Raw genomic sequence first — 24664 nt, forward strand, 5'->3', positions numbered from 1 at the left:
CGCGACGCCGGCGCCCCCTCAGAAGCCAGTCGTCGACGCATCCGTCGCGTCACATGGTGATGTCTGTGTGTAGCGTTTGTGAGGGTGTCGCAAAAACCGGCGCAAAAGAGCGGGCGCACAAGGGGGGCGCACGCGGGGGACGGCCCGGCGGCGGTGTGCGCCGTGCGCCCGGACGCACGCGGGGCCCGGCGGCGCGCAGGGAGTTGCGCGCTGGTCCGGGCCCCGGGTGGGATGATTCGGCGGACCTCGGCGGTCCGCGCTCCGGGCTCCGGGCTCCGGTGGCGGCTGCCCCCGGTGACCGGTCGACGCTTATTTCAGGCCATCGCCGGACGGGACGGTGGCCGGGCGGTGCCTCAGGCGCACAGGACGCGCGTCTCCGGTGTGAAGACGGGGCCGCCGGTGGCGTTGCTGCTGTCGCTGAACTCCGCGTAGTAGTAGCTGTAGAAGCCGATGTTGCCGTTGCAGCCGGAGTCCGCGGCGATCTGCAGGGTCAGCGTGACGGTGCGGCTCTGGCCGGGCGGGATGGTGGCGCCGTAGTTGCCGCCGAGGTTGGCCGGGCCGGTGCCGGAGCAGGCGGTGCTGCCGGAGGCGGTGGCCACGGAGCAGCCGGTGAAGGCGTACTTCAGGTCGGGGCGCTGGGTGGTCAGCCAGGTGGGGTCGATCGTCTGGTAGACGAACCAGACGTCGTAGCTCTTGTTGTTGGTGAGCGTCATCGACAGCTGCACCGTGCCGCCCGGCGTGGTCGTGGCACTGCTGGTGCTGAACGTCAGCGCGGCCGGCGCGGGGTCGGCGCTCGCGGCGGGGGCGAGGCCGAAGACGGCGAGGACGAAGGCGAGGACGGCGGCGAGGCCCAGGCGGCCCGTCAGAGGTGATCTCATGGCCCGGGAGGCTAGGCAGAACATCCGTACGGCGTCTGCCCCGTGGGGGAAGAGCCGGACGGGGATCGGCCGGAAGTGCTCCTCCTGCGAAGGTCCCGCGGGGATCCCGTGAAGGAAGATCACACACCGTATACGGGCAGCCTACGCGCCGTACCGGAACGGAAACCCGCGGCGGGCCGCGCTGCGGGGGCCGATCCGCCTCTTTGGCTCGCACCTGACGGGTGAACGCGTCGGGCGCACCCTGCGGGGGCCCCGGGCGCCGTGGAGGCGGTACGGGTCAGGCGGCGCGGGTCGCCGTCAGCAGCCGGCCGGTGCTGCGCAGCCGGACCGCGCCCTCGGCCTCGTACGCACGGAAGGTGTCGGCCAGGCGGCGGCGGGCGCTCGCCCGCGCGTCGGCGCCGACGGCGTTCAGCAGGTGCCGGCCGGGGCCCGAGTCGAGGAGGAAGTCCGCGGCGTCGCGCGCGGTGCGGCCCCAGACCCCGTGCGCCGTCACGCGTTCGGCGCGGACCTCGCACAGGCCGGCCGCGCGCAGCAGGCCGGTCGCGGTGTCGGGGTCGGAGAGGGAGAACATGCCGGGCCCGCCCGGGGATCCGAACCCGGCCGTCGGCAGGACGTCCGCGAGTGCGGTGAGCGCCGTCAGCCAGTCGTTCCCCTCGGGCTCCGCCGCGCACAGGAAGGCGACGCGGCCGCCCGGCTTGAGGGCCCCTGCGATGCGGGCGAAGGCGGCGGCGGGGTCGGAGAAGAACATGATGCCGAACCGGCTGATCGCCACGTCGTAGGCGGCGTCCGGCAGCGGGTGGGTCTGGGCGTCGCCGTGGACGAAGGAGACGTTGGCGAGGTGTTCCCGTGCGGCGGCCGTACGGGCCTGGTCGAGCATCGGACCGGAGAGGTCGAGGCCGAGCGCGTGACCGCGGTGGGCCTGCCGGGCGGCCAGCCGGGTGGTGGCGCCGGCCCCGCATCCGATGTCGAGGACGCGGTCGTCGGGCCGGATCGCCGCGGCGGCGAGGAGGGGCCCGTCGAAGCCGGCGTTGACGGCGTTCCAGCGGTCGTGGTGGGCGGCCCAGTGGGAGCCCTCGTAGCCGTTCCACGCCTCGGCCTGGGCGGGGTTGGCGGTGTGGATGGCGGGCTGCATGGCGAAGGACCTCCGTGGGAGCGGGTGCACCCCTAGAATGGGCGCACGCCCAAACAGTATGGGCAGGTGCCCATACTGGCAATCCCCTGACGTCGGAAGGATGTTGATGTCACCTCGAGGTGTGGCCATCGAAGGCCTGCGGGAGAGGCTGTTCGCGGCGGCGGACCGCGTCCTGGCCCGGGACGGGGCTGCGGCGCTGACCAGCCGGGCCGTCACCGAGGAGGCGGGGTGCGCCAAGGGCGTGCTGCACACGCACTTCGCCGGCCTGGACGAGTTCGTCGCCGAACTCGTCCTCTTCCGCTTCGGGACCGCCGCCGCGCTGTGGCGGGAGCTGCCCTCCAGGGCCGGCGCGGGCGAGGTCGCGGACCACCTCGCGGACGTGGCGGCGGCGGTGCTCTCCCTGGACCCGGGGCTCGTGGGGCTGGCCGTGACCCGGCCGGCGGCGGCGCGGCGGATCCGCGAAGCCTGGGCGGCGGGCGCGCCGGGATTCGCCGCCCTGGAGGACGCGGTGAGCGGCTATCTGCGCGCGGAGCAGGGCCTCGGGCGGGTCGCGGCCTCGGTGGACGCGGAGTCGGCCGCGCTGGCGCTGGTGGGGACGCTGCACCACCTGCTGATGACCGGGCCGCCGGACGCGGTTCCGTCGTCCGCGGCCCGGGTCCGGCGCCTGGTCCGCGCGGTGCTGGGCACGGCCTGATCCGCGGTCCGGTCCGCGGTCCGGTCCGCGGTCCGGTCCCGCGCGCGGGGACCCGTCACAGCGCCCGGGCGACGTCAACCCGGACGTTCGTCGGGGGTGCCGGCCCCCCGATCGGCCAGGGCGGGCGGAGCGCGGTGTTCTTACTGTCGGCGGTATGGATGCGATCGAGCGATGGACATGGGGGCGGCGCCTGCCCGCGGCAGCCGCCTCGGCCGGTGCGGGGGCGGCGGCCGTGGTCTGGGCGGCGCCCGGCGCGACCCCGGGTACGAACGGGCCGGCGCGCGTCACCGCGGGCTGGTCGGCCGGCGCCTACCGGACGCTGACCGGGAGCGTGGCGGACGGCCCTTCGTGGTCCACGGCCTTCGTGGAGGCGGCGAGCGAGGGCACCGTACTGGTCCTCGGCCTGCTGCTGGCCTGGGCCGGCTGGGGCGCCCTGCGCCGCCGGGACGCGCCCGGCCTCGCCGGGCTGGTGGCGGCCGCCCTCGGGACGGTCACCGCCTACGCGCTCAGTGAGGCGGCCAAACTCCTCGTCGACGAGGAACGCCCGTGCCGCGCCCTGGCCGGGGTCCCGGCCCTGGCGCCGTGCCCCGGGCCGGGTGACTGGTCGTTCCCCAGCAACCACGCCACCCTGGCGGCCGCCCTGGCCGTCGGCCTGGTCCTCATACGACCCCGGCTCGCCGCCCTCGCGCTGCCGTTGGCCGCCGCGGCCGCCCTGCTGCGGGTGCTGGCCGGGGTGCACTACCCGCACGACGTCCTGGCCGGCGCGGCCCTCGGCGCGGCCGCCGCGGTCGCCGTACCGCTGCTCGTACGGCCGCCCGCCGAACGGGTGGTGTCAGCCCTCCTCGTACGGCGGCCGGCCGGACGGCACCGGGAGCACGCCGGCCTCGTGCGCGACCACGGCCGCCGCGGCCCGGTTGTCGACGCCGAGGCGCGCGAGGATCGAGCTGACGTGGGCCTTCACCGTGCCCTCCGCGAGGCCCAGGCGGCGCGCGATCTGCCCGTTGGCGAAACCGGACCCGAGGAAGCCGAGCACCTCCCGCTCCCGGCCGGTCAGGGCTTCGACGCGGGCCCGCGCCACGGCACGGCGCCCGGCTCCCGCGCCCGCACCGCCGGCCGCCAGATGCGCGACGACCCGGGCCGCGACCCGGGGTGACAGGTAGGCGGCGCCGTCGGCGACGGCCCGGACGGCGGCGACCAGCTCCTCCGGCTCGCCGGACTTGGTCAGGAACCCGGAGGCTCCCTCGGTCAGGGCCCGCAGGATGTACTCGTCCTCGCCGAAGGTCGTCAGCATCACGACCCCCGTCGAGGGCACGGTCCGCCGTATCTCGGCGGCGGCTTCCAGCCCGCCGGTGCCGGGCATCCGGACGTCGAGGACGGCCACCTGCGGGCGGTGGGACTGGACGAGTTCCACCGCCCGGCGGCCGTCGGCCGCCTCCGCGACGACGGTGATGGCGGGATCGGTGGCCAGGACGGCGCGGACGCCCGCGCGGCTCATGGGCTCGTCGTCGGCGATCAGGACCCGGATCATCGGACGCCCTTTCCCGTGTAGGAGTCGGTGGAGACCAGCCGCCCGGCCCGGAAGCAGAGCCGGTAGAGGTCCCCCGAGCGGTCGTCGAACGGGTCGCCGGTCTGTACGTAGAACTCGCAGACCGCGTCCTGCGGCGTGGGAGTGGGCGCCGCCGGGCGGCGGGTCGTCTGGCGCTCGGGCAGGTACGGGACCACCTCCGCGCGCGGTTGGCCGAGGCGCAGGCGGGCGTAGTCCCCGGGCGAAAGGACCGATTGACGTGCCGTCACCGTGTCCCAGGCGCGCACCCCGCCGATCAGCAGCGCGCAGGTGGACAGCGGTACGAGGACGGCCGCCGCGGCGGTGCGGCCCAGCCGGCGGCGTGCACGGCGGTGCTCGGGCGGCAGGGCGCCCGCCGGCCCTCCGGGCGGGGCGGGCACGCCCTCGGGGCGGTGCGGGAGCGTGGCCCGTACGGCGAATCCGTCTCCCTCGGGGCCGGAGGTGAAGGCGCCGCCGGCCAGCCGGACCCGTTCGTCGAGCCCGATCAGCCCGAAGCCGTGGGGCTCCGCGGGGCGGCCGGCGGGGTCCCGGGAGGGGACGGCCGCGCCGGGCGCCGGCTCGTCGGTCACGCCGACCACGGTCCGGTCCCGGCCGTGGCGGACGTGGACCGTCGCGCGGTGCCCGGGCGCGTGCTTGGCGACGTTCGTCAGCGCCTCCTGGACGACCCGGTGGACGGCCCGCCCGACGGCCGGGGGCGGATCGCCGGGGACGGGGTCCCCCTCCACGCGCAGCCGTACGTCGAGGCCCGCCCCGGCCGCCCGGTCCACCAGTCCTCGCAGCTCGCCGAGCCCGGCACCCGGCCCGGAGCCCGGGACCGGGTCCGACGGCTCGCGCAGGACGCCGATCACCTCCCCGAGCCGGTCCACGGCGGCGCCCGCCCTGGCCCGGATGTCCTGGGCCGCGGCCCGGTGGGCGTCCGGCAGGCCGGGGGTCAGCTTCAGCGCCCCGGCCGACAGGGCGATCAGGCTGAGGTCGTGCCCGAGGAGGTCGTGCATGTCCTGCGCGATGCGGGTGCGCTCGCGCAGCCGGGCCTGCTCCGCGACCAGCCGCTGTTCCCGCTCCAGCCGCGCGGCCCGTTCCCAGCCCGCCCGGACCAGTTCGCGGTACTGGCGCAGGAACCGGCCCGCGAACCACGGCAGCATCGCCGCCACGAGCAGCAGCCCGACGAACCGGCTGGCCCACCCCAGCCACGCCGGCACCAGCAGTACGGCGACCACGGCCGCGGCGAGCACCGCGGCGAGGGCCGCCGCGGCGCTGCGGTTGCGCCCCGGCTGCCGGCCGCCGAGGAAGGCGCAGACCGCCGCCGGCAGGCCCCACCACAGGGTGGAGACGCCGGTGCCGACTCCGGCGACCGCGCCGACGAAGAGCCCCGCGGACAGTACCGGTGCCGGGACGGGTACCGGCACCCGGGAGGTGATGGCCGTTCTTCTCACGGAGGCGACCCTACGGAACCGCACCGGGTGCGCGGCACTGCCGAAAGTCCACTACCGCCCGCCGGGTCCGGTGAGGATGACGAGCTGGCGGGTCGCACGGGTCATCGCGACGTAGCGGTCGACGGCGCCCTCGACGCCCGTACCGAACCCCTCGGGGTCGACCAGGACGACCAGGTCGAACTCCAGTCCCTTCGACAGCGTCGGGGTCAGCGACCGGACGCGGGGCCTCGCCCGGAACCCGGGAGCGCCGATGACGCAGGCGACCCCTTCGGCGTGCTCGGCGAGCCACGCGTCGAGGAGCGGGTCCAGCTCCTCGGCGGATCCGTGGACGACCGGGACGCCGCTGCTGCGGACGGAGACCGGCACGTTGGCGTCCGGGAGCGCGGCCCGGATGACCGGCTCGGCTTGCGCCATCACCTCTTCCGGCGTGCGGTAGTTGATGCTCAGGGAGGCCATGGTGATCCGGTCGAGCCCGATCCGCTCGAGCCGTTCCCGCCAGGACTCCGTGAACCCGTGCCTGGCCTGGGCCCGGTCGCCGACGATGGTGAAGCTGCGGGACGGGCAGCGCTGGATCAGCATCTGCCACTCGGCGTCCGTCAGTTCCTGGGCCTCGTCCACGACGATGTGCGCGAACGGGCCCGCGAGCAGGTCCCGGTCGGCGCGGGGCAGGGCGCTCTCGTCGACCAGGCTGTCCTGGAGGTCCTTGCCGCGCAGCATCGTCACGGCGCCCTCACCGTCGGCGTCGGCGGCGAGCACGCTGTCGATGACCCCGGCCATCCGCTCGCGTTCGGCAGCGACGGAAGCCTCCTGCCGGCGCGTGCGCAGGGAGGCGTGCGCATCGCCGAGCCGCAGCCGTGCCGCGTCCAGGAGCGGCAGGTCCGACACCGTCCACCGCTCCGTGTCCTCGCGCTGGAGCCGCTGCACGTCCTCGCGGCTGAGCCAGGGCGCGCACCTGCGGAGGTAGGCGGGTACCGACCACAGGTCGGCGACGAGGTCGGTCGCCTCGAGCACCGGCCAGGCGCGGTCGAGGGCCGCGTTCAGCTCCCTGTTCTGCCGCAGCGACCGGCGGAACAGCTCGGGCGACATGTCCTCGTCGCCGTCGCCCTCGGCCTCGTGCTTGTCGAGCAGGATCGTGACCAGTTCCTCCCAGATCTGTTCGCGCGCCTCGTTGTGCGGGGTGCCCGGTTCCACCGCCTCGAACGCGGCGGCCCAGTCGTCGGCGCTCAGCCGGATGTCCGACCAGTGGGTGGTGACCGTCATCCCCTTGGCGGGCGGCTCCTCGTAGAACCTGACGGCCGCCTCGACGGCCTTCACCAGGTCCGCGGACGACTTCAGGCGGGCGACCTCCGGATCGCTCTCGGCCGCGGCCGCGGCCCCTTCGGCGACGAGGTCCCGGACGGTGCAGGTCTGTACGCCCTCCTCGCCGAGGCTGGGCAGGACGTCGGCGACGTAGGCCAGGTAGGGGCGGTGGGGTCCGACGAACAGCACGCCGCCGCGACGGTGGCCGAGACGGGGGTCGGAGTAGAGCAGGTGTGCGGTGCGGTGCAGGGCGACGACGGTCTTGCCCGTACCGGGCCCGCCGTCCACGACGAGGGCGCCGCGGGAGCCGGCCCGGATGATGGCGTCCTGGTCCGCCTGGATGGTGCCGAGGACGTCCCGCATCCGGGAGGAGCGGTTGCCTCCGAGGCTGGCGATGAAGGCGGACTGGTCGTCGAGCGCGGCGTGCCCGTCCAGCCCGTCGGCGGTGAAGACCTCGTCCCAGTAGTCGCCGATCCGGCCACGGGACCAGCGGTACCTGCGGCGGCTCGTCAGACCCATCGGGTTGGCGTGGGTGGCGGCGAAGAACGGCTCGGCCGCCGGGGAGCGCCAGTCGACGAGCAGCCGGCGGCCGTCGTTGTCGGTGAGGCCGAACCGGCCGATGTACAGGGGCTCGGGGTCGTCGGCGCCGACGATGCGGCCGAGGCACAGGTCCAGGCCGAAGCGGCGCAGGAGGCGCAGGCGGGCGGTCAGGCGGTGGATCTCCGCGTCCCGGTCCATCGCCTCCCGGCCGATGCCGCCGGGCGCCCTGCGCTCGGCGTCGAGCCGCTCGGACACCTCGGCGATCGTCTGGTCGAGGGTCTGCGCGATGGCCGCGAAGTGCTGCTCGTCCGTGGCGACCAGGGCGGGGTCGGCCTTGGCGGAGAGGCGGTCGGGAAGGTCAAAGACGCTGGTGGTCAGCGGGGGCACGGATGCGGCTCCGATCTGCGGCCGCTCGTCGGCGGCCTTGGTGTGCGGTGGGGGTGGCGGGGAGGGTGGGCGGGGCGGGCGGCGGGTGCGGCGGGCCGGCGGCCCGCCCGGTTCACGCGGAGGCGGCGGCCGGCGTCCTGTTCCGGCCGGCCTCGTCCAGCAGCAGCCGGGCCGCCACGGTCGTTCCGTCGCTGCGGACGGTGGCGGCCACGGCGGCGGCCCGTTCGCGGACGCCGGGGGCCAGGGCGGCCGTCAGCGCGGCCGACAGGGAGTCGGCGGTCGGGGCCGGACCCTCGTGTTCCGTACCGATGCCGAGGCCGGTCACCCGCCCGGCCCAGTACGGCTGGTCCGCCCCCTGGGGTACGACCACCTGCGGCGTCCCGGCCAGGGCGGCGGTCGTCGTGGTGGACGCGCTGCCGTGGTGGACGACCGCGGCCACCCGGCGGAACAGGGCCTGCTGGTTCACCTCGCCCACGAGGAAGCAGTCGTCCCCGTCGTCGGGCAGGGCCAGCCCGGCCCAGCCGCGCGAGAGGACCGCGCGGCGGCCCTGGGCCCGGATCGCCCCGACGGCCGCCCGCGCGACGTCCCCGGCTCCGGTCATGGGCATGCTGCCGAAGCCCGCGTAGACCGGCGGCTCGCCGGCGTCCAGGAACGCCGCCAGATCGGCGGGCAGGGGGCGTTCGTCCGGAAGGATCCACGCGCCGGTCTGCACGACGTCGAGCCCGGTCGGCTGCCACGGCGCGAGGACCGGGTCGGCGGCGAGCCACGGCCGGTCGCCGAAGGCGTAGTCGCGGACGTTGTCCACCGGCGGCAGGCCGGCGTGCGCGCGGTGGGTGTTGAGCATCTCGCCGAACATCGTGTGCGCGATGCGGGCGTCCTCGTCCCACAGGGTCCGGTTCTCGATGTCCTGCGACGGCACCGGACGGCCACGCCGGACGGGCGGCCGGTGGTGCGGCGACGGCAGGGCGACGGGCTGGTGGCCGGCGTGCACGTAGCGGATGCCCAGCAGGTCGGCGACCGACCGGGCCGCGGCCGCCACCGGCAGGGGACCGGTCACCACCAGCGCGTCACACCCCCGGGCCGCCTCGGCGACCGCGCCGAACTGAACGGCCATCAGGTCGGACGCGCGCTGCGCCAGGCCCGCGGCCGACCCGGGGGTCACCGTCGTCACCAGCGGGCGGACCGGCTCGCCGGCCGGCAGCATCTCCAGCCCGACCTCGGCCAGCCGCTGTGCGAACTCCTCGTCCGGCGGCGCGCACACCCGCACGTCGGCGCCCAACTCCCGCAAGCGCACCGCGAGTGCCACGATCGGCTCGACGCTCCCACGCGACCCGTAGGCCGAGAACAACACGCGCATGCCTGACTCCCCCGTCTTGATGATCTTGGCTTAGGCCGGTGATTCTGCTGCATCACCCGGGCCTTGCGGCAAGCCCCCCGGTGCGTTATAACTTGAGCATGGCAAGGAGCCGGTCTGCTCCTTGCCTTTGTTGTTTTCCGCCCTCGTCGGCGGATGCCGCGCCCCACCGCGGCGCGCATCGACGCACTCCGGCCCCAGGGCCGTTGAGAGCAGGCCTTCGCCACGGCGGCGCCCCGGGCACCGGCTTCAGCATCGACGCGGCGTCGGGCCGAGGGGGCGGATCCGCAGCCGATAATGGCAGCGCCCCCTCTGCCCGCACTGCTGCGAGGAACGAAGGATCCATGACGCTCGAGGAAGGCCGGCGTGTGACGCTGGCGGTGGACATCAGACTGGCCGGCGAGTTGGCGGCGGACATCGGCCCGGCCGACGCGCCGGCGGTCCCGGTGGCCGGGTTCCTCGCGCTGGCGGCGGGCGCGGCGGGGACGGTCGAGCGGGTGGACGAGCAGCAGCGGCAGGAGAGCCGCGAGGTGCGCGAGTACGAACGCCTCACCTCGCTCCTCGAGTCCTTCGGGCGGGACATGCCGCCGGAGAGCAAGCGGCGGCTGGAGGAGCAGGTGGCCTCCCTGGAGCCGGCGTGGGCCGCCTTCCAGGAGCAGCGGCCCGGCTCGACGGTCCGCGTCCGGTTCGACAACGGGTTCGTCCTCGACGGCGCACCCGAGGACGCCTTCACCGCCTCGGCCGGGGAAGGGCGCTGACCCGGGTCCGTCCGGCGGCGGGCCGGTTCCCCGCCGCAGCGGCCGGCGCCAGGAGCCCTTTGCCCGGTTTGTGAGACCCGTTACCTTCTCTCCCGAATGGCACGTCTCCAGGGTCATCATGGGTGACCGGAACTGTCATCTACGCGCCTCCCCGCCGCGGCCCGCGTGCCGCCCGGCGGGCCGTCGGCGCCACAAGGGAGAGCCGTGCGACCTGCGGGCAGCTGGACGGGGAAGAACTGGCGCATCGCGCTGCCGGTGGCGGCGGGCGCCGTCGTACTCGGCGTGGGCGGCCTCTACGCCGCCGGACTGGCCGTCGGCGACGACGTCGCCTCCGGCACCCGGGTGCGGGGCGTCGACATCGGCGGCATGAGCCGCGCGGCGGCGGAGCGCACCCTGGTGCGGGAGCTCGGGCCGCGGGCCGGCGCCCCGATACCGGCGCAGATCGGCGACCGCGTCGAGCAGGTCGACCCCGCCTCCGTCGGGCTGTCCCTCGACGCCGCCGCGACCGCCGCCGGCGCCTCCCGTACGGGCTACGGGCCGGTCAGCGTCATCGGGCGGCTGTTCGCCCCGGGCGACCCGGACGTCGAGCCCGTGATCCGTACGGACGAGCGGGCCGCCCGCACCGGGATCGGCCGGCTCGCCGCGGACACCGGGCAGCCGGTCCGCGACGGATCGATAGCCTTCGACGCCGGCAAGCCCGAGGTCGTCACCGCGCGGACCGGCGTCAGCCTCGTCCCGGACCGGGCCCTGGAGACCCTCCGGGACGCCTACCTGCGGCCGCGCCCGGCCGCCGCCCCGGTCGTGCTGCCGGTGCGGCGCACCGAGCCGCGCGTGGGGGCGCAGGAGACCGGCCGGGCCCTGCGGGAGTTCGCGCAGCCGGCGGTGTCCGGACCGGTGACGCTCACCGTGGCGGGTACGCGGATACCCGTCAGCCCCGTCGTCCTGGGCGAGCACCTGAAGATGGAGGCCGACGCCGGGGGCCGCCTGGTGCCGGCCCTGGACTCCGGCGGCCTGCTCGCCGATCCCGCCGTCGCCGCCCCCCTCACGGAGGCCGCCGCGGAGCCCCGCGACGCCGCGCTCGCCACGGGCGCGGACGGCCGCGTGGTGGTGGCGCGGTCCAGCCGGACCGGGCGGCAGGTCACCGAGGAGTCGCTGGGCCGGGCCGTGATGCCCCTGCTGACCCGCAAGGGCGCCGCCGGGCGCAGCGCCGAGGTGGCCACCACGGACGTCCAGCCGCAGCTGACCGACGCCGAGGTCCGGCGCCTCGGCATCAAGGAGCAGCTCTCGTCCTTCACCGTGCGGTTCCCGGCCGCGCCGTACCGGTCCACGAACATCGGCCGCGCCGTGGAGCTGATCAACGGCTCCCTGGTGATGCCGGGGAAGCAGTGGAGCTTCAACCGCACGGTCGGTGAGCGCACCAAGGAGAACGGCTTCGTCGACGGAATCATGATCAACGACGGCCGGTACGTGAAGTCGCCGGGCGGCGGGGTCTCGGCGGTCGCCACCACGATGTACAACGCGATGTTCTTCGCCGGCCTCAAGCCGCTGGAGCACGGGGCGCACTCCTTCTACATCGAGCGCTACCCGGAGGGCCGCGAGGCCACCGTCGCCTGGGGCAGCCTCGACCTGCGCTGGCTCAACGACTCCGGCCACGCCGTCTACGTGAAGGCCGAATCGACCGACACCTCCCTGACGATCACCCTCCTCGGCACGAAGAAGTACGACGAGATCCGGGCGACGAAGGGCCCCCGCACCCACGTCAAGCCGCCCGCCAAGGTCACCGGCACCGGGCCGGCCTGCGAGGTCCAGACGCCCCTGGAGGGCTTCGACGTCACCGTCGGCCGGGTGTTCGTCAAGGGTGGCAAGGAGGTCAGGCGCGAGGAGCACACCACGCACTACACCCCGCGTGACGAGGTGACCTGCGAGCCGCAGACCCCGCCGGCCGCCACGCCGAGCGGGGCTCCCACGGCCGGTGGCGCCGCGGCCGGCGCCCCGGCGGCGGCCGCCCCGGCGGGTGCCGGAGAGGGCCGCTAGGGGGAAAGAGCCGTCACCCGAGGTGACCGGCGGCGCGCAGCTTGCGCCCGTCGGGGGCCGGAGGGCGCCGGAAGTGCTACAACTGGGGACGTGACCCTTCCTCGCCAGCCGTCCCGGGCCATTCGGTGCGGTCACCCCTGAGCAAGGGATTCAAGAGCGTCGCCGGACAGGTGTTCGTCCTCCAGGTGGCGATCGTGGTGTTGCTCGCCGCCGGGGCCCTGCTCGCGCTGCTCCTGCAGTCCCGCCACGACGTCGACCGGGAAGCGCGCAACCGGTCGATCGCCGTCGCGCAGACCTTCGCCCACTCCCCCGACGTGCGGGAGGCGCTGCGGACCCCCGACCCGTCCGCCGTCCTCCAGCCGCTCGCGGAAGCCACCCGGAAGGCCGCCGGGGTCGACTTCATCGTCGTCATGGACACCCACGGGATCCGCTACAGCCACCCGCAGCCGGACCGCATCGGCAAGCGCTTCGTGGGCACCATCGAGCCCTCGCTCGCCGGCCGGGTCCACACCGAGAGCGTCCAGGGCCCGCTCGGCAAGGAGATCCAGGCCGTCGTGCCGGTCACCGCGCCGGACGGCCGGGTGGTGGGGCTGGTTTCCGCGGGCCTGACGGTGGAGAACGTCAGCGGCGCCTTCGACCGCCAGCTCCCGGTCATCCTGCTGTCCATGGCCACGGGCCTGGCCCTGGCCACCGCCGGCACGGCCCTCACCAGCCGCCGGCTGCGCCGCCAGACCCGCGGGCTCGGCCCGCAGGAGATGACCCGGATGTACGAGCACCACGACGCGGTGCTGCACTCCGTCCGCGAGGGGGTGCTGATCACGGACGGCGACGGACGGCTGGTCCTGGCGAACGACGAGGCCAAGCGGCTGCTCGGGCTGCCGGAGGGCGCCGAGGGCCGCCGCATCGGCGACGTGCCGGGCCTGGACAGCCGGATGGCCGACCTGCTGCTGTCGGGCCGGGTGGCCACCGACGAGGTGCTGGAGACCGGGGACCGGATGCTGGTGGTCAACCAGCGGCCGACCCACCCGCGCGGCCGCCCCGAGGGCGCCGCCGTCACCATCCGCGACTCCACCGACCTCCAGGTGCTCACCGGTCGCGCCGAGGCGGCCCGCAAGCGGCTCAGGCTGCTGTACGACGCCACCGGGGACATCGGCACCACCCTCGACGTGGAGCGGACCGCCCAGGAGCTGGCCGACGTCGCCGTCCCCCGCTTCGCGGACTTCGTCACCGTCGACCTGGCCAACCCGGTGCTCGACGGGGAGGAGCCCGGCCCCGAGTCCGACATGCGACGCACCGCCGTCAGCGGCATCCGCGCCGACCACCCCCTGTACCCGCTCGGGCGGCTGATCGGGTTCAAGCCCTCCACCCCGCAGGCCCGCGGCTACGACACCGGCGAGACGGAGCTGGTGACGGACCTGTCGGACGCGCCGGGCTGGCGCGTGCAGGATCCCGGGCGGGCCTCCGACATCGTCGACTACGGCATCCACTCGCTGATCGCGGCGCCGCTCAAGGCCAGGGGCGTCGTCCTCGGCGTGGTCAACTTCTGGCGGGCGGGCAAGCCGGAGCCCTTCGACGAGGACGACGTCTCGCTGGCCGAGGAGCTGGTCGCCCGCGCCGCCGTCGCCATGGACAACGCCCGCCGCTACACCCGTGAGCACAACCTCGCGGTCACCCTCCAGCGCAGCCTGCTGCCCCGCGGCCTGCCCGAGCAGAGCGCCGTGGACGCGGCCCACTGCTACCTGCCCGCGCAGTCCGGGGTGGGCGGCGACTGGTTCGACGTCATCCCGCTGCCGGGCGGCCGGGTCGCCCTGGTCGTCGGGGACGTCGTCGGACACGGCCTGCACGCCGCGGCCACGATGGGCCGGCTGCGTACGGCGGTGCACAACTTCACCTCCCTCGACCTGCCGCCCGACGAGCTCCTCGCCCGCCTCGACGACCTCGTCCAGCGCATCGACGAGGACGACACCGACGGGGGCAGCGGCGTCCTCGGAGCGACCTGCCTGTACGCCGTCTACGACCCGGTGTCCCGCACCTGCACCATGTCCCGGGCCGGGCACCTGCCCCCGCTGGTGGTCGCCCCGGACGGCACCACGGAGATCGTCGACCTGCCGGCCGGCCCCCCGCTCGGGCTGGGCGGCATGCCCTTCGAGACCAGCGAGCTGCACCTGGCGGAGGGCAGCCAGCTCGTGCTGTACACGGACGGGCTGGTGGAGCAGCGGACCCGGGACATCGAGGAGGGGCTGGAGATGCTGCGCGCGGCGCTGAGCCACCCGGACCGCGCCCCGCAGGAGAGCTGCCACGCCGTCCTGGAAGCCATGCTGCCGTCCCGGCCCACCGACGACGTGGCGCTGCTCATCGCCCGGACGCGGATCCTGGGGCCCGACCGGGTCGCGGAGTGGGACGTACCGCCGCGGGCAAGCGGTGTCGGCGTCGTGCGGAACCTGGCCGTGGCAAAGCTCGAGGAGTGGGGGATGGAGGAGCTCGCCTTCACCACCGAGCTGATCCTCAGCGAGCTGATCACCAACGCCCTGCGGCACGGCAGCCCGCCGGTCCGGGTGCGGCTGCTCCACGACCACACGCTGACCTGCGAGGTGTGGGACGGCAGCAGCACCGCCCCGCACCTGCGGTACGCCGCCACCACGGACGAGGGCGGGCGCGGGCTGTTCCTCGTGGCGCAGCTCAGCGAGCACTGGGGCACCCGCTACACCGCAGCGGGCAAGGTCATCTGGTCGGAGCAGTCGCCGGCGGGCTCCCCGGACGGCCTACCCCTGGAGGTCTTCGAGGAGCTGGGGCCGTAGCGTGGACGCGTGCGCCCGACGCGCCCCGTGTCCGCCTGCCTGACCGCGGTCGCCGTGCTGTGCGCGAGCGCCGCGCCCGGCTGCTCGCCCGCCCCGCGGCCAGAGTCCGGGGTGCCGGTACGGCCCGTCGCGCCGGGCCTCGCGGCGCGGGTGACGGGCGTCCCCGCGGTGAAGCTGGGCGCGAGCCTGCGGGACGGGTGCCCGGTGGGGGCGCGGGAGCTGCGGCTCATCCGGATGAACCACTGGGGCTTCGACGGAAGGCTCCACCGGGGCGAGCTGGTCGCCCACCGCGACGCGGTCGAGCCGCTGCTGTACGTCTTCGGCCGGGCCTTCGCCGCCCGTTTCCCGATCCGGCGGATGCGCGTGGCGGCCGTCTACGGCGGTGACGACCGGGCGGCCATGGCCGACGACAACACCTCGGCCTTCAACTGCCGGCCGGTGACCGGGGACCCCGGCAAGCTCTCGCGGCACTCGTGGGGCCTGGCCGTGGACGTCAACCCGGTCGAGAACCCGTACGTGGACGTCCACGGGGTGGTCCACCCGCCGGCGGGCCGGCCCCACCTGCGGCGCCACCCGGTCCGCCCCGGGATGGTCACGGAGGACGGCGTGGTCGCCGCCGCGTTCCGCCGCGTCGGCTGGGAGTGGGGCGGCAGCTGGTCCCACCCGGACTTCCAGCACTTCTCGTCCGACGGCGGCTAGGGGCATGTCAGTAACTATTGATCTGCCGGCCGGAGGAATCCGTAGGCGCGCTCGACCTTGGCCACGTGGACCGCGAAGGAGGCGTACCAGTGCTCGCGCCCGTGCGCACGGGTCAGCGCGTGCTCCGCGTGGTCCCGCCAGGCCGCGATCGACTCCTCGTCGCTCCAGTACGACACCGTGATCCCCAGGCCGTCCGCGCCGCGAGCCGAATCGACGCCGAGGAAACCCGGCTGGTCGGCAGCCAGTTTCAGCATCTGCTCGGCCCTGTCCCCGTAGCCCTCGTCACCAGCGGTCCGCACGGAAGTGAACACCACCGCGTAGTAGGGCGGGGCGGGCAGCGATGCGGGCGCAAGATCGGCCACGAAGGTCCTCCAACAGACAACGACGGGAGTATCGCCTCAAACGATCTCGCGTACCGACCTGAACCCACAACCCCATTGCCCGTCACCGACCCACGCTCCTGGGGCTGTCCGCGAAGCAGCGCCGGCCGCGGCCCGCGCGTCACGGGGAGTCCGCCGCCACGCCCACCTGCGGGTGAAGCCCCGTCCAGCACCGGCGCAAGCGGGCCCGCGGCCGGGAGACTGGGGCCCGGTGCGGGCTGCTGCACCCGTGAGCACGTGGAGCGGAACACATGACGAACGGCACGGTCCTGCTGGCGCTGCGGGAGAACCCGATGGGCGGCGGTGTCAGCTCCGAGCAGCTGCGGCGCATCGGCAAGGAACTGGAGAACCAGGGTCTCGAGCTGCGCTGGGCGCCGAGTGCGCGGGACGCGCGCGCCGCCCTGCACACCGAGGCCTCCCTCGCGGCGGCAGTGGTCTCCTGGGACCTGCCCCGGACGGCGGGCGGCGCGAGCGAGGAGGGCGGCGGGGGCGAGGTACTGCGCTCCGTCGAGCGCCGCTTCAAGGACCTGCCGGTCTTCCTGGTGATGGCGGACGAGTCCGACCAGGACCTGGAGCGGCTGCCGTTGTGGGTTTCGGAGACGGTGGTCGGCTACATCTGGCCGCTGGAGGACACGCCGTCCTTCATCGCCGGCCGGGTCGCCACGGCCGCCCGCGGCTACCACCGGGACCTGCTGCCGCCGTTCTTCAAGGCCCTGCGCCGGTTCGACGACTCCCACGAGTACTCCTGGCACACCCCCGCGCACTCCGGCGGCGTCGCCTTCCTCAAATCCCCGGCCGGGCGGGCGTTCTTCGACTACTACGGGGAGCGGCTGTTCCGCACCGACCTGTCGATCTCCGTCGGGGAGCTCGGGTCGCTCTTCGAACACAGCGGCCCGATCGGAGAGGCCGAGCGCAACGCCGCCCGGGTCTTCGGCTCCGACCGCACGTACTTCGTCCTGCACGGCGACTCCACCGCGGACCGGATGGTCGGCCACTACAGCGTGACGACCGACGAGATCGCGCTCGTGGACCGCAACTGCCACAAGTCGGTGCTGCACGGGCTCGTGATCTCCGGGGCCCGCCCGGTCTACCTGGTGCCGACCCGCAACGGCTTCGGGCTCGCCGGGCCCCTGCCGCCCGCCGTGACCGAAGCGGCGGCGGTGGCGGCGAGGATCGCCGCGAACCCGCTGACGGCCGGCGCGCTCTCGCCCCGCGCCCAGTACGCGGTGGTGACCAACTCCACGTACGACGGCCTGTGTTACGACACGGTGGCGGCGGCGCGGGCCCTCGCGCCGAGCACGCCGCGGCTGCACTTCGACGAGGCCTGGTTCGCGTACGCCCGTTTCCACCCGCTCTACGCCGGCCGCTACGGGATGGCCGTCGGACCGGAGTCCTTCCCCGACGAGCGGCCCGGGGCGGAGCGGCCGACGGTCTTCGCGACGCAGTCCACGCACAAGCTGCTGGCCGCCCTCTCCCAGTGCGCGATGGTGCACGTGAAGTCGGCGCCGCGGGCCCCGGTCGAACACGAGCGGTTCAACGAGGCGTTCATGATGCACGGCACCACCTCGCCGCTGTACCCGGCGATCGCCTCCCTGGACGTGGCCACGGCCATGATGGACGGTCCGCAGGGCGAGTGGCTGATCGACGAGGCGGTGACGGAGGCGATCCGGTTCCGCCAGGCCGTGGTCCGCACCGGGCGCCGCATCGCCGCCGCCGGCGACCGGCCGGACTGGTTCTTCGGGGTGTGGCAGCCCGAGGAGGTGACCGATCCGGCGACCGGGGAGCGCCTGGCGTTCGCCGACGCACCGCCGGCGCTGCTGAGCCGCGAGCCGTCCTGCTGGCACCTGGAGCCGGGCGCCGACTGGCACGGCTTCGCCGGTCTGGGCGAGGGCTACTGCCTGCTCGACCCCGTCAAGGTCACGCTGACCTGCCCGGGGGTGACGGCCACCGGTGAGACCGGGGAGTGGGGCATCCCCGCCCGCGTCCTCACCGCCTACCTGGCGGCGCGCGGGATCGTCGTGGAGAAGACCGACAGCTACACCACGCTGGTCCTCTTCTCGATGGGGATCACCAAGGGCAAGTGGGGCACCCTCATGGACGCCCTGATGGACTTCAAGGCCCTGTACGACGAGGACGCCCCGCTGGAGCGGGTCCTTCCCGAGCTGGCCGGGCGGTTCCCGCTCCGGTACGGCCGCACCACGCTCGGCGCCCTGTGCCGGCAGATGCACGAACACCTCACGCGGGCCGAGCTGATCACCTCCCTCGACGCGGCCTTCCGGGAGCTCCCCGAGCCGGTGGCCCCGCCGCGCCACTGCTACCAGCAGCTGATCCGGGGCGGCACCGAGCGCGTACGGCTGGCCGAGGCGGCCGGGCGGGTGGCGGCGGCGATGGTGACGGTGACCCCGCCGGGGATCCCGGTCCTGATGCCCGGGGAGTCCACCGGCGCTCCGGACGGGCCGCTGATGCGGTACCTGCGCGCCCTGGAGGCCTTCGACCGGGAGTTCCCCGGCTTCCACAGCGAGGCCCACGGCGTGACGGTGGATCCGGCGAACGGCGACTACCTGATCGAGTGCGTCCGCGCGGCCGCCGGGGAGTGAGGGACGCGGTGCGGGCCGCCGGGGCGTGACGGACGCGGCGCGGTCCGCCGGGGTTCCGTCCGCCCCGGCGGGCCGGCCGGCATCCCGGGGGTGGTCCGTCCCCCGGACGGCCGTATCATCGAGCCCACGCCGGGCCGGTCCGGGACGGGGCCGCGGCGGGCCCGCCCGCCGGGGAGCGACCGCCCGACCGCCGCCCGCGAACTCCACGACCCCGACAGAGGCGAGGACGCGTACGTGCACAGGACCGTCACCGAGCTCGCGGACGGCCGCGAGCTCATCTACTACGACAGCGCCCCCGGCCGGGACCGCGCGGCGAAGGACCAGCGGCCGCTGGAGCGCGTCGAGAGCACCCCCGAGCTGCGCCGGGATCCCGCCACCGGCGACTGGGTCACCATCGCCGCGCACCGGCAGTCCCGCACCTACCACCCGCCCGCCGACGCGTGCCCGCTCTGTCCGTCCCGGGACGGGCGGCTGAGCGAAATCCCGGCCGCCGACTACGAGGTGGCCGTGTTCGAGAACCGTTTCCCCTCCCTCTCCGGCGACTGCGGCCGCTGCGAGGTGGTGTGCTTCACCCCCGACCACGACGCCGGCTTCGCCGACCTCGGCCCCGAGCGGGCCCGGCTGGTGCTGGACACCTGGACCGACCGGACCGCCGAACTCTCCGCCCGCCCGGGCGTCCGGCAGGTGTACTGCTTCGAGAACCGGGGCGCCGAGATCGGCGTCACCCTCCCCCACCCGCACGGCCAGGTCTACGCCTTCTCCCACCCCACCCCGCGCACCGCCAAGCACCTTGCCGCCGCGGCCGCCCACCGCGCCTCGACCGGCCGCAACCTCTTCGAGGACCTGCTCGCCGAGGCCCGCGCGGCCACCGAACGCGTGGTCCTCGCCGGGGAGCACTGGACGGCCTTCGTCCCGTACGCCGCGCGCTGGCCGTACGAGGTCCACCTCCACCCGCACCGCAGGGTCCCGGACCTGACGCGGCTCACCGAGGCGGAACGCGCCGAGTTCCCCGGGCTGTACCTCGACCTGCTGCGCCGTTTCGACCGGCTCTTCGGGCTGTCCGCGCCCACCCCCTACATCTCCGCCTGGCACCAGGCACCGCTGACCGGCGGCGGGGAACTCGCGCTCCACCTGGAGCTGTTCACGGTCCGGCGGACCGCCGACAAGCTCAAGTACACGGCCGGGACCGAGGCCGGCATGGACGCCTTCATGAACGACGTGGCCCCGGAGACGGCGGCCCGGCGCCTGCGGGAGGCCCGGTGACGGCCGACGCCGTGCTGAACGCCGTGTGCGAGGACTTCCGGCGGATCCACGGCCGTGCCCCGGCCGGGGTGTGGGCCGCTCCGGGCCGGGTCAACCTGATCGGTGAACACACCGACTACAACGACGGCTTCGCCCTGCCGATGGCCCTGCCGCAGACCACCGTCCTCGCCGCCCGCCGCCGGGACGACGGCCTGCTGCGGCTGCACAGCGCCCAGGGCGACGGCCGGGTCACCGAGCTGGCCGTGGCGGACCTCGCCCCCGGCGGGGCCGGCGGCTGGACCCGCTACCCCGCCGGGGTGGTCTGGGCGCTGCGCGAGCGGGGCCTGGCCGTCGGCGGCGCCGACCTGCACCTGGACAGCTCGGTGCCCGCCGGCGCCGGGCTGTCCTCCTCCGCCGCGCTGGAGTGCGCGGTGGCCCTCGCGTACGACGGGCTGTACGGGCTGCGGCTGTCCGGCCCTGAGCTGGCGCGGGTGGCGCAGTACGCGGAGAACGCCTTCGCGGGCGTGCCCTGCGGGGTGATGGACCAGATGGCCTCGCTGTGCTGCGCGGAGGGCAGCGCCCTGCACCTCGACAGCCGCAGCCTGGAGGTCCGCCAGGTCCCCTTCGACCTCACCGGGCACGGCCTGTCGCTGCTGGTCCTCGACACCGGGGTCGCGCACGACCTCGGGGACGGGGCCTACGCCTCCCTGCGGGACGGGTGCGAGCGGGCGGCGCGGCTGCTGGGTCTGCCGGCCCTGCGGGACCTCTCCGAGGGGGAGCTGCCCGGCGCCCTGGCCGAGCTGCCCGCCGGACTGGTACCGCTGGTGCGGCACGTGGTCACCGAGAACGCCCGGGTCGGCCGGGCCGTCGGCCGCCTGACGGCCGGCGAGCCGGAGGCGCTGGGTGCGCTGCTGACCGCGGGGCACGCCTCGCTCCGGGACGACTACCGGGTCTCCTGCCCGGAGACCGACCTCGCGGTGGACGCCGCCGTCGCCGCGGGCGCCCTGGGCGCCCGGATGACCGGCGGCGGATTCGGCGGCTCCGTGATCGCCCTGGTCCCGGCCGGCCAGGCGGCGTCCGTGGCCCGGGCCGTGACGAGGGCGTTCGCGGCGGCCGACTTCGCCGCCCCGGCCGTGCTGGAGGCCGTACCCTCGGCGGGCGCCCGCAGGATCGCCTGAGCCGGACCGGGCGCGGCCGGGCCGGAAGGGGCGTTCCTACTCGGGTGGAACTGAGTACCGGCGCTCTGCCGGGGCGGCCGGGCGGGACGGAACACTGGGGCCATGAGCAACGGAACGCACAGACCCGTGTCCGAACTGACGGCGACCCTGGTGCTGGCCGCGGTGGCGATGGGCGCCTGGGCCGCCTGGCTGGGCTGGGACCAGCACCGTGACGTGCAGCCCGACGGGTCCACGACCGGCCCCTACCAGGCATGGCAGGTGATCGGGCTCGGGCTGACCCTGCTGGCACCGGTGTACTGGGCGGCTTCGCGGCAGTACGTCGTGGCCGCGGTGCTCGGCACCAGCGCCGGGCTGGGCGCGGCCTCCCTGCTGGACTGGTCGGACGACGGGAGCGGGCTCTACGTGATCGGCGTGGGCATGGTCACGGTCGGGAGCCTGCTGGTGACCGGCGTCCTCTCGCTCGCGGTCTCCGCCTGGAAGCGCAGGGCCTGACCCCCGCCGGGGCGCGCGGCGGTGGAGTCCCCGTCCGGGACGTCCTACGGTGGGAGGAACAGCGGCTGGAGCGGCCATGCGCCTCACACCACTCCCCGCGGCCCGGTCCCGCCCGGCGAGCGAATGCGCCCCGGCGGGATGACCCGGCCCCGGGAGCCCCGGCGGCTGTCGGTCGCCGGGCGGATGGCGAGCGCGTACCGCCGGGCGCGGGCCGGCGGCCTCTGGGCCCGTGTTCGCGGACTGGACCTGTGGCAGCGCTCGCTCGGCTTCGCGGCCCTCGGGTTCCTGACGCTGGTGCCGCTGCTGGTCGTGGTGTCCGCGGCGGGTGCCGTCGGCGGGCAGGGGTTCGCCCAGTGGCTGGGGGACGGGCTGGGCGTCTCGGCGAGCGCCCGGCTGGAGATCGAGCGGCTCTTCGCCCTGCCCGGCCAGGCGTGGCGCACCACGACGGCGTTCGGCCTGGCGCTGCTCGCGGTGTTCGGCCTGTCCTTCGGCACCGTGCTGCAGAGCGGGTACGAGAGGATCTGGGACCTGGGCCCGGCCCGCTGGTCCGCCAAGTGGCGGCACGTCCTGTGGCTCGGCGCGCTGATCGGGGTCCTGTACCTGTGGGCGTTCTCGCCTCCGTGGCACGACTCCCCGGTGCGCGGCTTCGTCACGTTCATGACCGGCACGCTGTTCTTCTGGTGGTCGCAGCGGCTGCTGCTTGCCCGCCGGGTCTCCTGGCCCGCGCTGCTCCCGGGAGCGCTGGCCACCATGGTGGGCCTGCTCGGGCTGCGGGTCTTCTCCCGGTTCGTCTTCTCACCGCTGATCGCCTCCAGTGCCGTCTCGTACGGCCCGTTCGGGACGGTGCTGGTGATCCAGTCCTGGCTGCTGGGCGTCGGCGTGGTGGTGTTCGCCGGCGCGCTCGCCGGCCGCCTGGTCCATGACGAGCTGGTACGCCGGGTGGCGGCGGACCCGGTACGCCGGTCCGCCCGGCTGCCGGACGAGGGGCCGGGCGAGGGGCCGGGCGACCCGTAGGTCCCGGGCCTGCGGGTGCTGCCGGCCGGTGGCGCGCATTGGATCTTCCGCCGAGGGCCCGCAGGTCCGGTGGTGGGGAAAGCGCATTGCGCACAGGTGTGCTGACGGAATGGAATGCCGAGGTCAGGGCCGTCACCGCGCACCACGACCCGCACGGCTTCCGGCCCGGGAGCCGGCACGGAAGGAACCGCATGGCATCGATGCTCGACGGCTGCACGCCCTGGCCCGAGGCCTTCGTCGACCGCTACTGGGCGGCCGGGCACTGGAGCGGCTACACCCTGGACAACCTGCTGCGCGGCTGGGCCCTGCAGTACGGGCCGCGGACCGCGCTCGTCCACGGCGGCACCCGGATCACGTACGCGCAGCTGAACCGGCGCGTGGACCGTATGGCCGCCGGATTCCGGCTGCGCGGCCTGCGGCCCGGGATGCGGGCCGTCGTCCAGTTGCCGAACGTCCCCGAGTTCGTGATCACCTCGTTCGCGCTGATGCGCGCCGGGGTGGTACCCGTGTTCTGCCCGATCACGCACCCCGCGTCCGAGGTGCCGGAGCTCGTACGGGTGACCCAGGCCGTCGGCTACGTCGCTCCCGCGGTGTACGGGGGCTTCGACCACACGGCGCTGGCCGCGGACATCGCGGCCCGATGGCCCTTCCTGCGGCGGGTGTTCACCTTCGAGGCGCCAGGCACCTCCTCCCCGTACGGCGGTATGACGACCGACCCGTCGAACTGCCAGTACGCGCCGCTGGGTTCCATCGACGCCGCGCCCGAGCCGGGGCCGGCGCCGAGCTCCGGCCAGGTGGCCTTCTTCCTGCTCTCCGGCGGTGCGACCGAGGGGCCGGGGCTCGTCCCGCGCACCCACGACGACTACGCCTGCCAGGTGCGGGCCACCGCCGAGCTGGTGTCGCTCACCGAGGACGACGTGTACCTGGCCGCGCTGCCCGCCGGCTCCGACTTCGCCCTCGGCTGCCCCGGGATCATCGGGACCCTCTCCGTCGGCGGCACCGTCGTCCTGGCCGACGGCCCGGACCCTTCCGCATGCCTGCCGCTGATCGAGCGGGAGCGGGTCACCGTGACGTCGCTGACACCCGCTGCCGCCGAGCTCTGGCTCGACGCACGTGCCACGGACCGGGCCGACGCGGGCAGTCTGCGTCTCGTCCAGCTCTGCGGCGCGTCCCTGGACCGGGCGACCGCCGAGCGGATGCGCGCCGCCTGGGGCGACCGCGTGCAGCGGGTCTTCGGCATGCCCGAGGGACTGCTCACCCTGACCCGGCCCGCCGATCCGGACGAGACCGTGCTCACCACGCAGGGCCGCCCGCTGTCGCCCGACGACGAGATCCGCATCGTCGGAGCCGACGGCCGGGACGTGCCCGCCGGGGAGTCCGGCGAACTCCTCGCCCGCGGTCCGCACACCGTCCGGGGCTACTACCGCGCGCCCGAGGACAACGCGCGCTCCTTCACCGCCGACGGCTACTTCCGCACCGGCTACCGGGCACGGCGCACCCCGGACGGCAACCTGACGGTGACCGGCCGCCTCGGGGACCCCCGGCAGGAGGCGGGCTGACCGCCTGGTCCTCCGTAGCCGACCGTGAAGCGGCGCTGGACGAAGCGGGGCAGCTCCGCCTCGTCGACGAGGCGCCGGTCCGGAAGCGGCCGGTGCGCTCTCCGGGGGCGATGTCCATCGCGGGGCTGAAGTAGGTCCAGAGCGGGTTCGAGGTGCGCAGGACGTTCAGGGCGTCCCGGGCGCCGCGCACGGCGGCCGCGTAATCCCTCGGCAGCCCGAGCGGATCCAGGGTGCCGAACAGGTGCTCGTCGGAGTCCGCCATCACGAGACCGGGCTCGACCTCCAGGCTGCCGGCGAGCAGCGCCCGCGCGGCGGTGGCGTACACGGTGGGGTCGGCGACGGACCGCCGCACGGTGTCCGCAGGCGGACGCCGTGGACGCCGCCTGGGCGGCGGCCCCCGCCGACGATCCCGCCGGCCGCATCCGGGCCTGGGCGCACGCCCTGCGCGACTGGGCCCTGGCGAACCCCGAGGGCTTCCGCCTCGTGTATGGGGCCCCCGTGCCGAGGTATCAGGCCCCGGCGGGCGGCGCGGCCCCGGAGGCCGCCGGCCGGGTCTGCCTCGGGCGGCGACTTCCGGTGGTCCGACTTCGAGGCCCCGCTCCTGGGCAAGGTCCGTCCCGCGTTCCACGGCC

Annotated in this window: 19 protein-coding genes and 1 pseudogene; 13 read left to right on the forward strand and 7 right to left on the reverse strand. The window is 75.2% G+C overall.

Annotation, left to right across the window (positions count from 1 at the left end; all coding sequences use genetic code 11):
• Positions 1-353: 353 nt before the first annotated feature.
• Positions 354-878, reverse strand: coding sequence for a hypothetical protein (locus AB0D45_RS27315; protein WP_361611818.1), 525 nt, complete (start codon positions 876-878; stop codon positions 354-356).
• 277 nt (positions 879-1155) lie between these two features.
• Positions 1156-2010, reverse strand: a complete 855-nt coding sequence (locus AB0D45_RS27320) for a methyltransferase domain-containing protein (RefSeq protein ID WP_362463776.1) — start codon at positions 2008-2010, stop codon at positions 1156-1158.
• 106 nt (positions 2011-2116) lie between these two features.
• Between AB0D45_RS27320 and AB0D45_RS27325 the strand changes: the two genes are divergently transcribed.
• Complete coding sequence (locus AB0D45_RS27325; protein WP_362463779.1) at positions 2117-2704, forward strand: TetR family transcriptional regulator; 588 nt, start codon at positions 2117-2119, stop codon at positions 2702-2704.
• A gap of 154 nt (positions 2705-2858) precedes the next feature.
• Positions 2859-3497, forward strand: a pseudogene (locus AB0D45_RS27330) (phosphatase PAP2 family protein); the annotation flags it as partial.
• Between the two features lie 39 nt (positions 3498-3536).
• Here AB0D45_RS27330 and AB0D45_RS27335 read toward each other — a convergent pair.
• The 4 genes from AB0D45_RS27335 to AB0D45_RS27350 all read right to left on the reverse strand — a co-directional run bounded on the left by AB0D45_RS27335 (position 3537) and on the right by AB0D45_RS27350 (position 9284).
• The gene (locus AB0D45_RS27335; RefSeq protein WP_362463781.1) at positions 3537-4232 is read right to left on the reverse strand and encodes a response regulator transcription factor; all 696 of its coding nucleotides are present in this window, start codon (positions 4230-4232) and stop codon (positions 3537-3539) included.
• Entirely contained in the window at positions 4229-5701 is a 1473-nt protein-coding gene (locus AB0D45_RS27340; protein WP_362463784.1) for a histidine kinase, read from the reverse strand. The genes AB0D45_RS27335 and AB0D45_RS27340 overlap by 4 nt, the downstream gene beginning before the upstream one ends.
• A 51-nt stretch (positions 5702-5752) precedes the next feature.
• Positions 5753-7927, reverse strand: a complete 2175-nt coding sequence (gene helR / locus AB0D45_RS27345; protein WP_362463785.1) for an RNA polymerase recycling motor ATPase HelR — start codon at positions 7925-7927, stop codon at positions 5753-5755.
• A gap of 112 nt (positions 7928-8039) precedes the next feature.
• On the reverse strand, positions 8040-9284 hold the full coding sequence (locus AB0D45_RS27350; RefSeq protein ID WP_362463788.1) for a glycosyltransferase: 1245 nt from the start codon (positions 9282-9284) through the stop codon (positions 8040-8042).
• Between the two features lie 341 nt (positions 9285-9625).
• Between AB0D45_RS27350 and AB0D45_RS27355 the strand changes: the two genes are divergently transcribed.
• From AB0D45_RS27355 to AB0D45_RS27370, 4 genes are all read left to right on the forward strand, one after another.
• A complete protein-coding gene (locus AB0D45_RS27355; RefSeq protein ID WP_362463791.1) occupies positions 9626-10039 on the forward strand; it encodes a hypothetical protein in 414 nt (137 codons plus the stop codon).
• Between the two features lie 204 nt (positions 10040-10243).
• Positions 10244-12073 carry a VanW family protein gene (locus tag AB0D45_RS27360; protein WP_362463793.1) on the forward strand — a complete coding sequence of 610 codons (1830 nt, stop codon included), beginning with the start codon at positions 10244-10246 and terminating at the stop codon, positions 12071-12073.
• Between the two features lie 125 nt (positions 12074-12198).
• Positions 12199-14871, forward strand: coding sequence for a SpoIIE family protein phosphatase (locus AB0D45_RS27365; protein ID WP_362463796.1), 2673 nt, complete (start codon positions 12199-12201; stop codon positions 14869-14871).
• Between the two features lie 9 nt (positions 14872-14880).
• Positions 14881-15570 (forward strand): M15 family metallopeptidase, encoded by a 690-nt coding sequence (locus tag AB0D45_RS27370; protein WP_362463798.1) that lies wholly within the window; start codon positions 14881-14883, stop codon positions 15568-15570.
• Positions 15571-15584: 14 nt separating this feature from the next.
• Here AB0D45_RS27370 and AB0D45_RS27375 read toward each other — a convergent pair whose 3' ends face one another.
• Complete coding sequence (locus AB0D45_RS27375) at positions 15585-15932, reverse strand: antibiotic biosynthesis monooxygenase (RefSeq protein WP_361611315.1); 348 nt, start codon at positions 15930-15932, stop codon at positions 15585-15587.
• 269 nt (positions 15933-16201) lie between these two features.
• On the opposite strand from AB0D45_RS27375, the gene AB0D45_RS27380 reads away from it, so the two are divergent.
• The 7 genes from AB0D45_RS27380 to AB0D45_RS27410 all read left to right on the forward strand — a co-directional run.
• Positions 16202-18547, forward strand: a complete 2346-nt coding sequence (locus AB0D45_RS27380) for an Orn/Lys/Arg decarboxylase N-terminal domain-containing protein (RefSeq protein ID WP_362463801.1) — start codon at positions 16202-16204, stop codon at positions 18545-18547.
• A 234-nt stretch (positions 18548-18781) separates the two neighbouring features.
• On the forward strand, positions 18782-19810 hold the full coding sequence (galT, locus tag AB0D45_RS27385) for a galactose-1-phosphate uridylyltransferase (RefSeq protein WP_362463803.1): 1029 nt from the start codon (positions 18782-18784) through the stop codon (positions 19808-19810).
• Positions 19807-20967, forward strand: coding sequence for a galactokinase (gene galK, locus AB0D45_RS27390; RefSeq protein ID WP_362463806.1), 1161 nt, complete (start codon positions 19807-19809; stop codon positions 20965-20967). The genes galT and galK overlap by 4 nt, the downstream gene beginning before the upstream one ends.
• A gap of 102 nt (positions 20968-21069) precedes the next feature.
• Positions 21070-21459, forward strand: coding sequence for a hypothetical protein (locus AB0D45_RS27395; RefSeq protein ID WP_362463808.1), 390 nt, complete (start codon positions 21070-21072; stop codon positions 21457-21459).
• Positions 21460-21642: 183 nt separating this feature from the next.
• Complete coding sequence (locus AB0D45_RS27400; protein ID WP_362463815.1) at positions 21643-22473, forward strand: ribonuclease BN; 831 nt, start codon at positions 21643-21645, stop codon at positions 22471-22473.
• Positions 22474-22664: 191 nt separating this feature from the next.
• Entirely contained in the window at positions 22665-24032 is a 1368-nt protein-coding gene (locus AB0D45_RS27405; RefSeq protein ID WP_362463810.1) for an AMP-binding protein, read from the forward strand.
• 372 nt (positions 24033-24404) lie between these two features.
• The coding region (locus AB0D45_RS27410; RefSeq protein ID WP_362463812.1) for a TetR-like C-terminal domain-containing protein at positions 24405-24664 on the forward strand (260 nt) is incomplete at its 3' end.

Source organism: Streptomyces sp. NPDC048352 (genome assembly GCF_040651895.1).
Classification (GTDB): Bacteria; Actinomycetota; Actinomycetes; order Streptomycetales; family Streptomycetaceae; genus Streptomyces.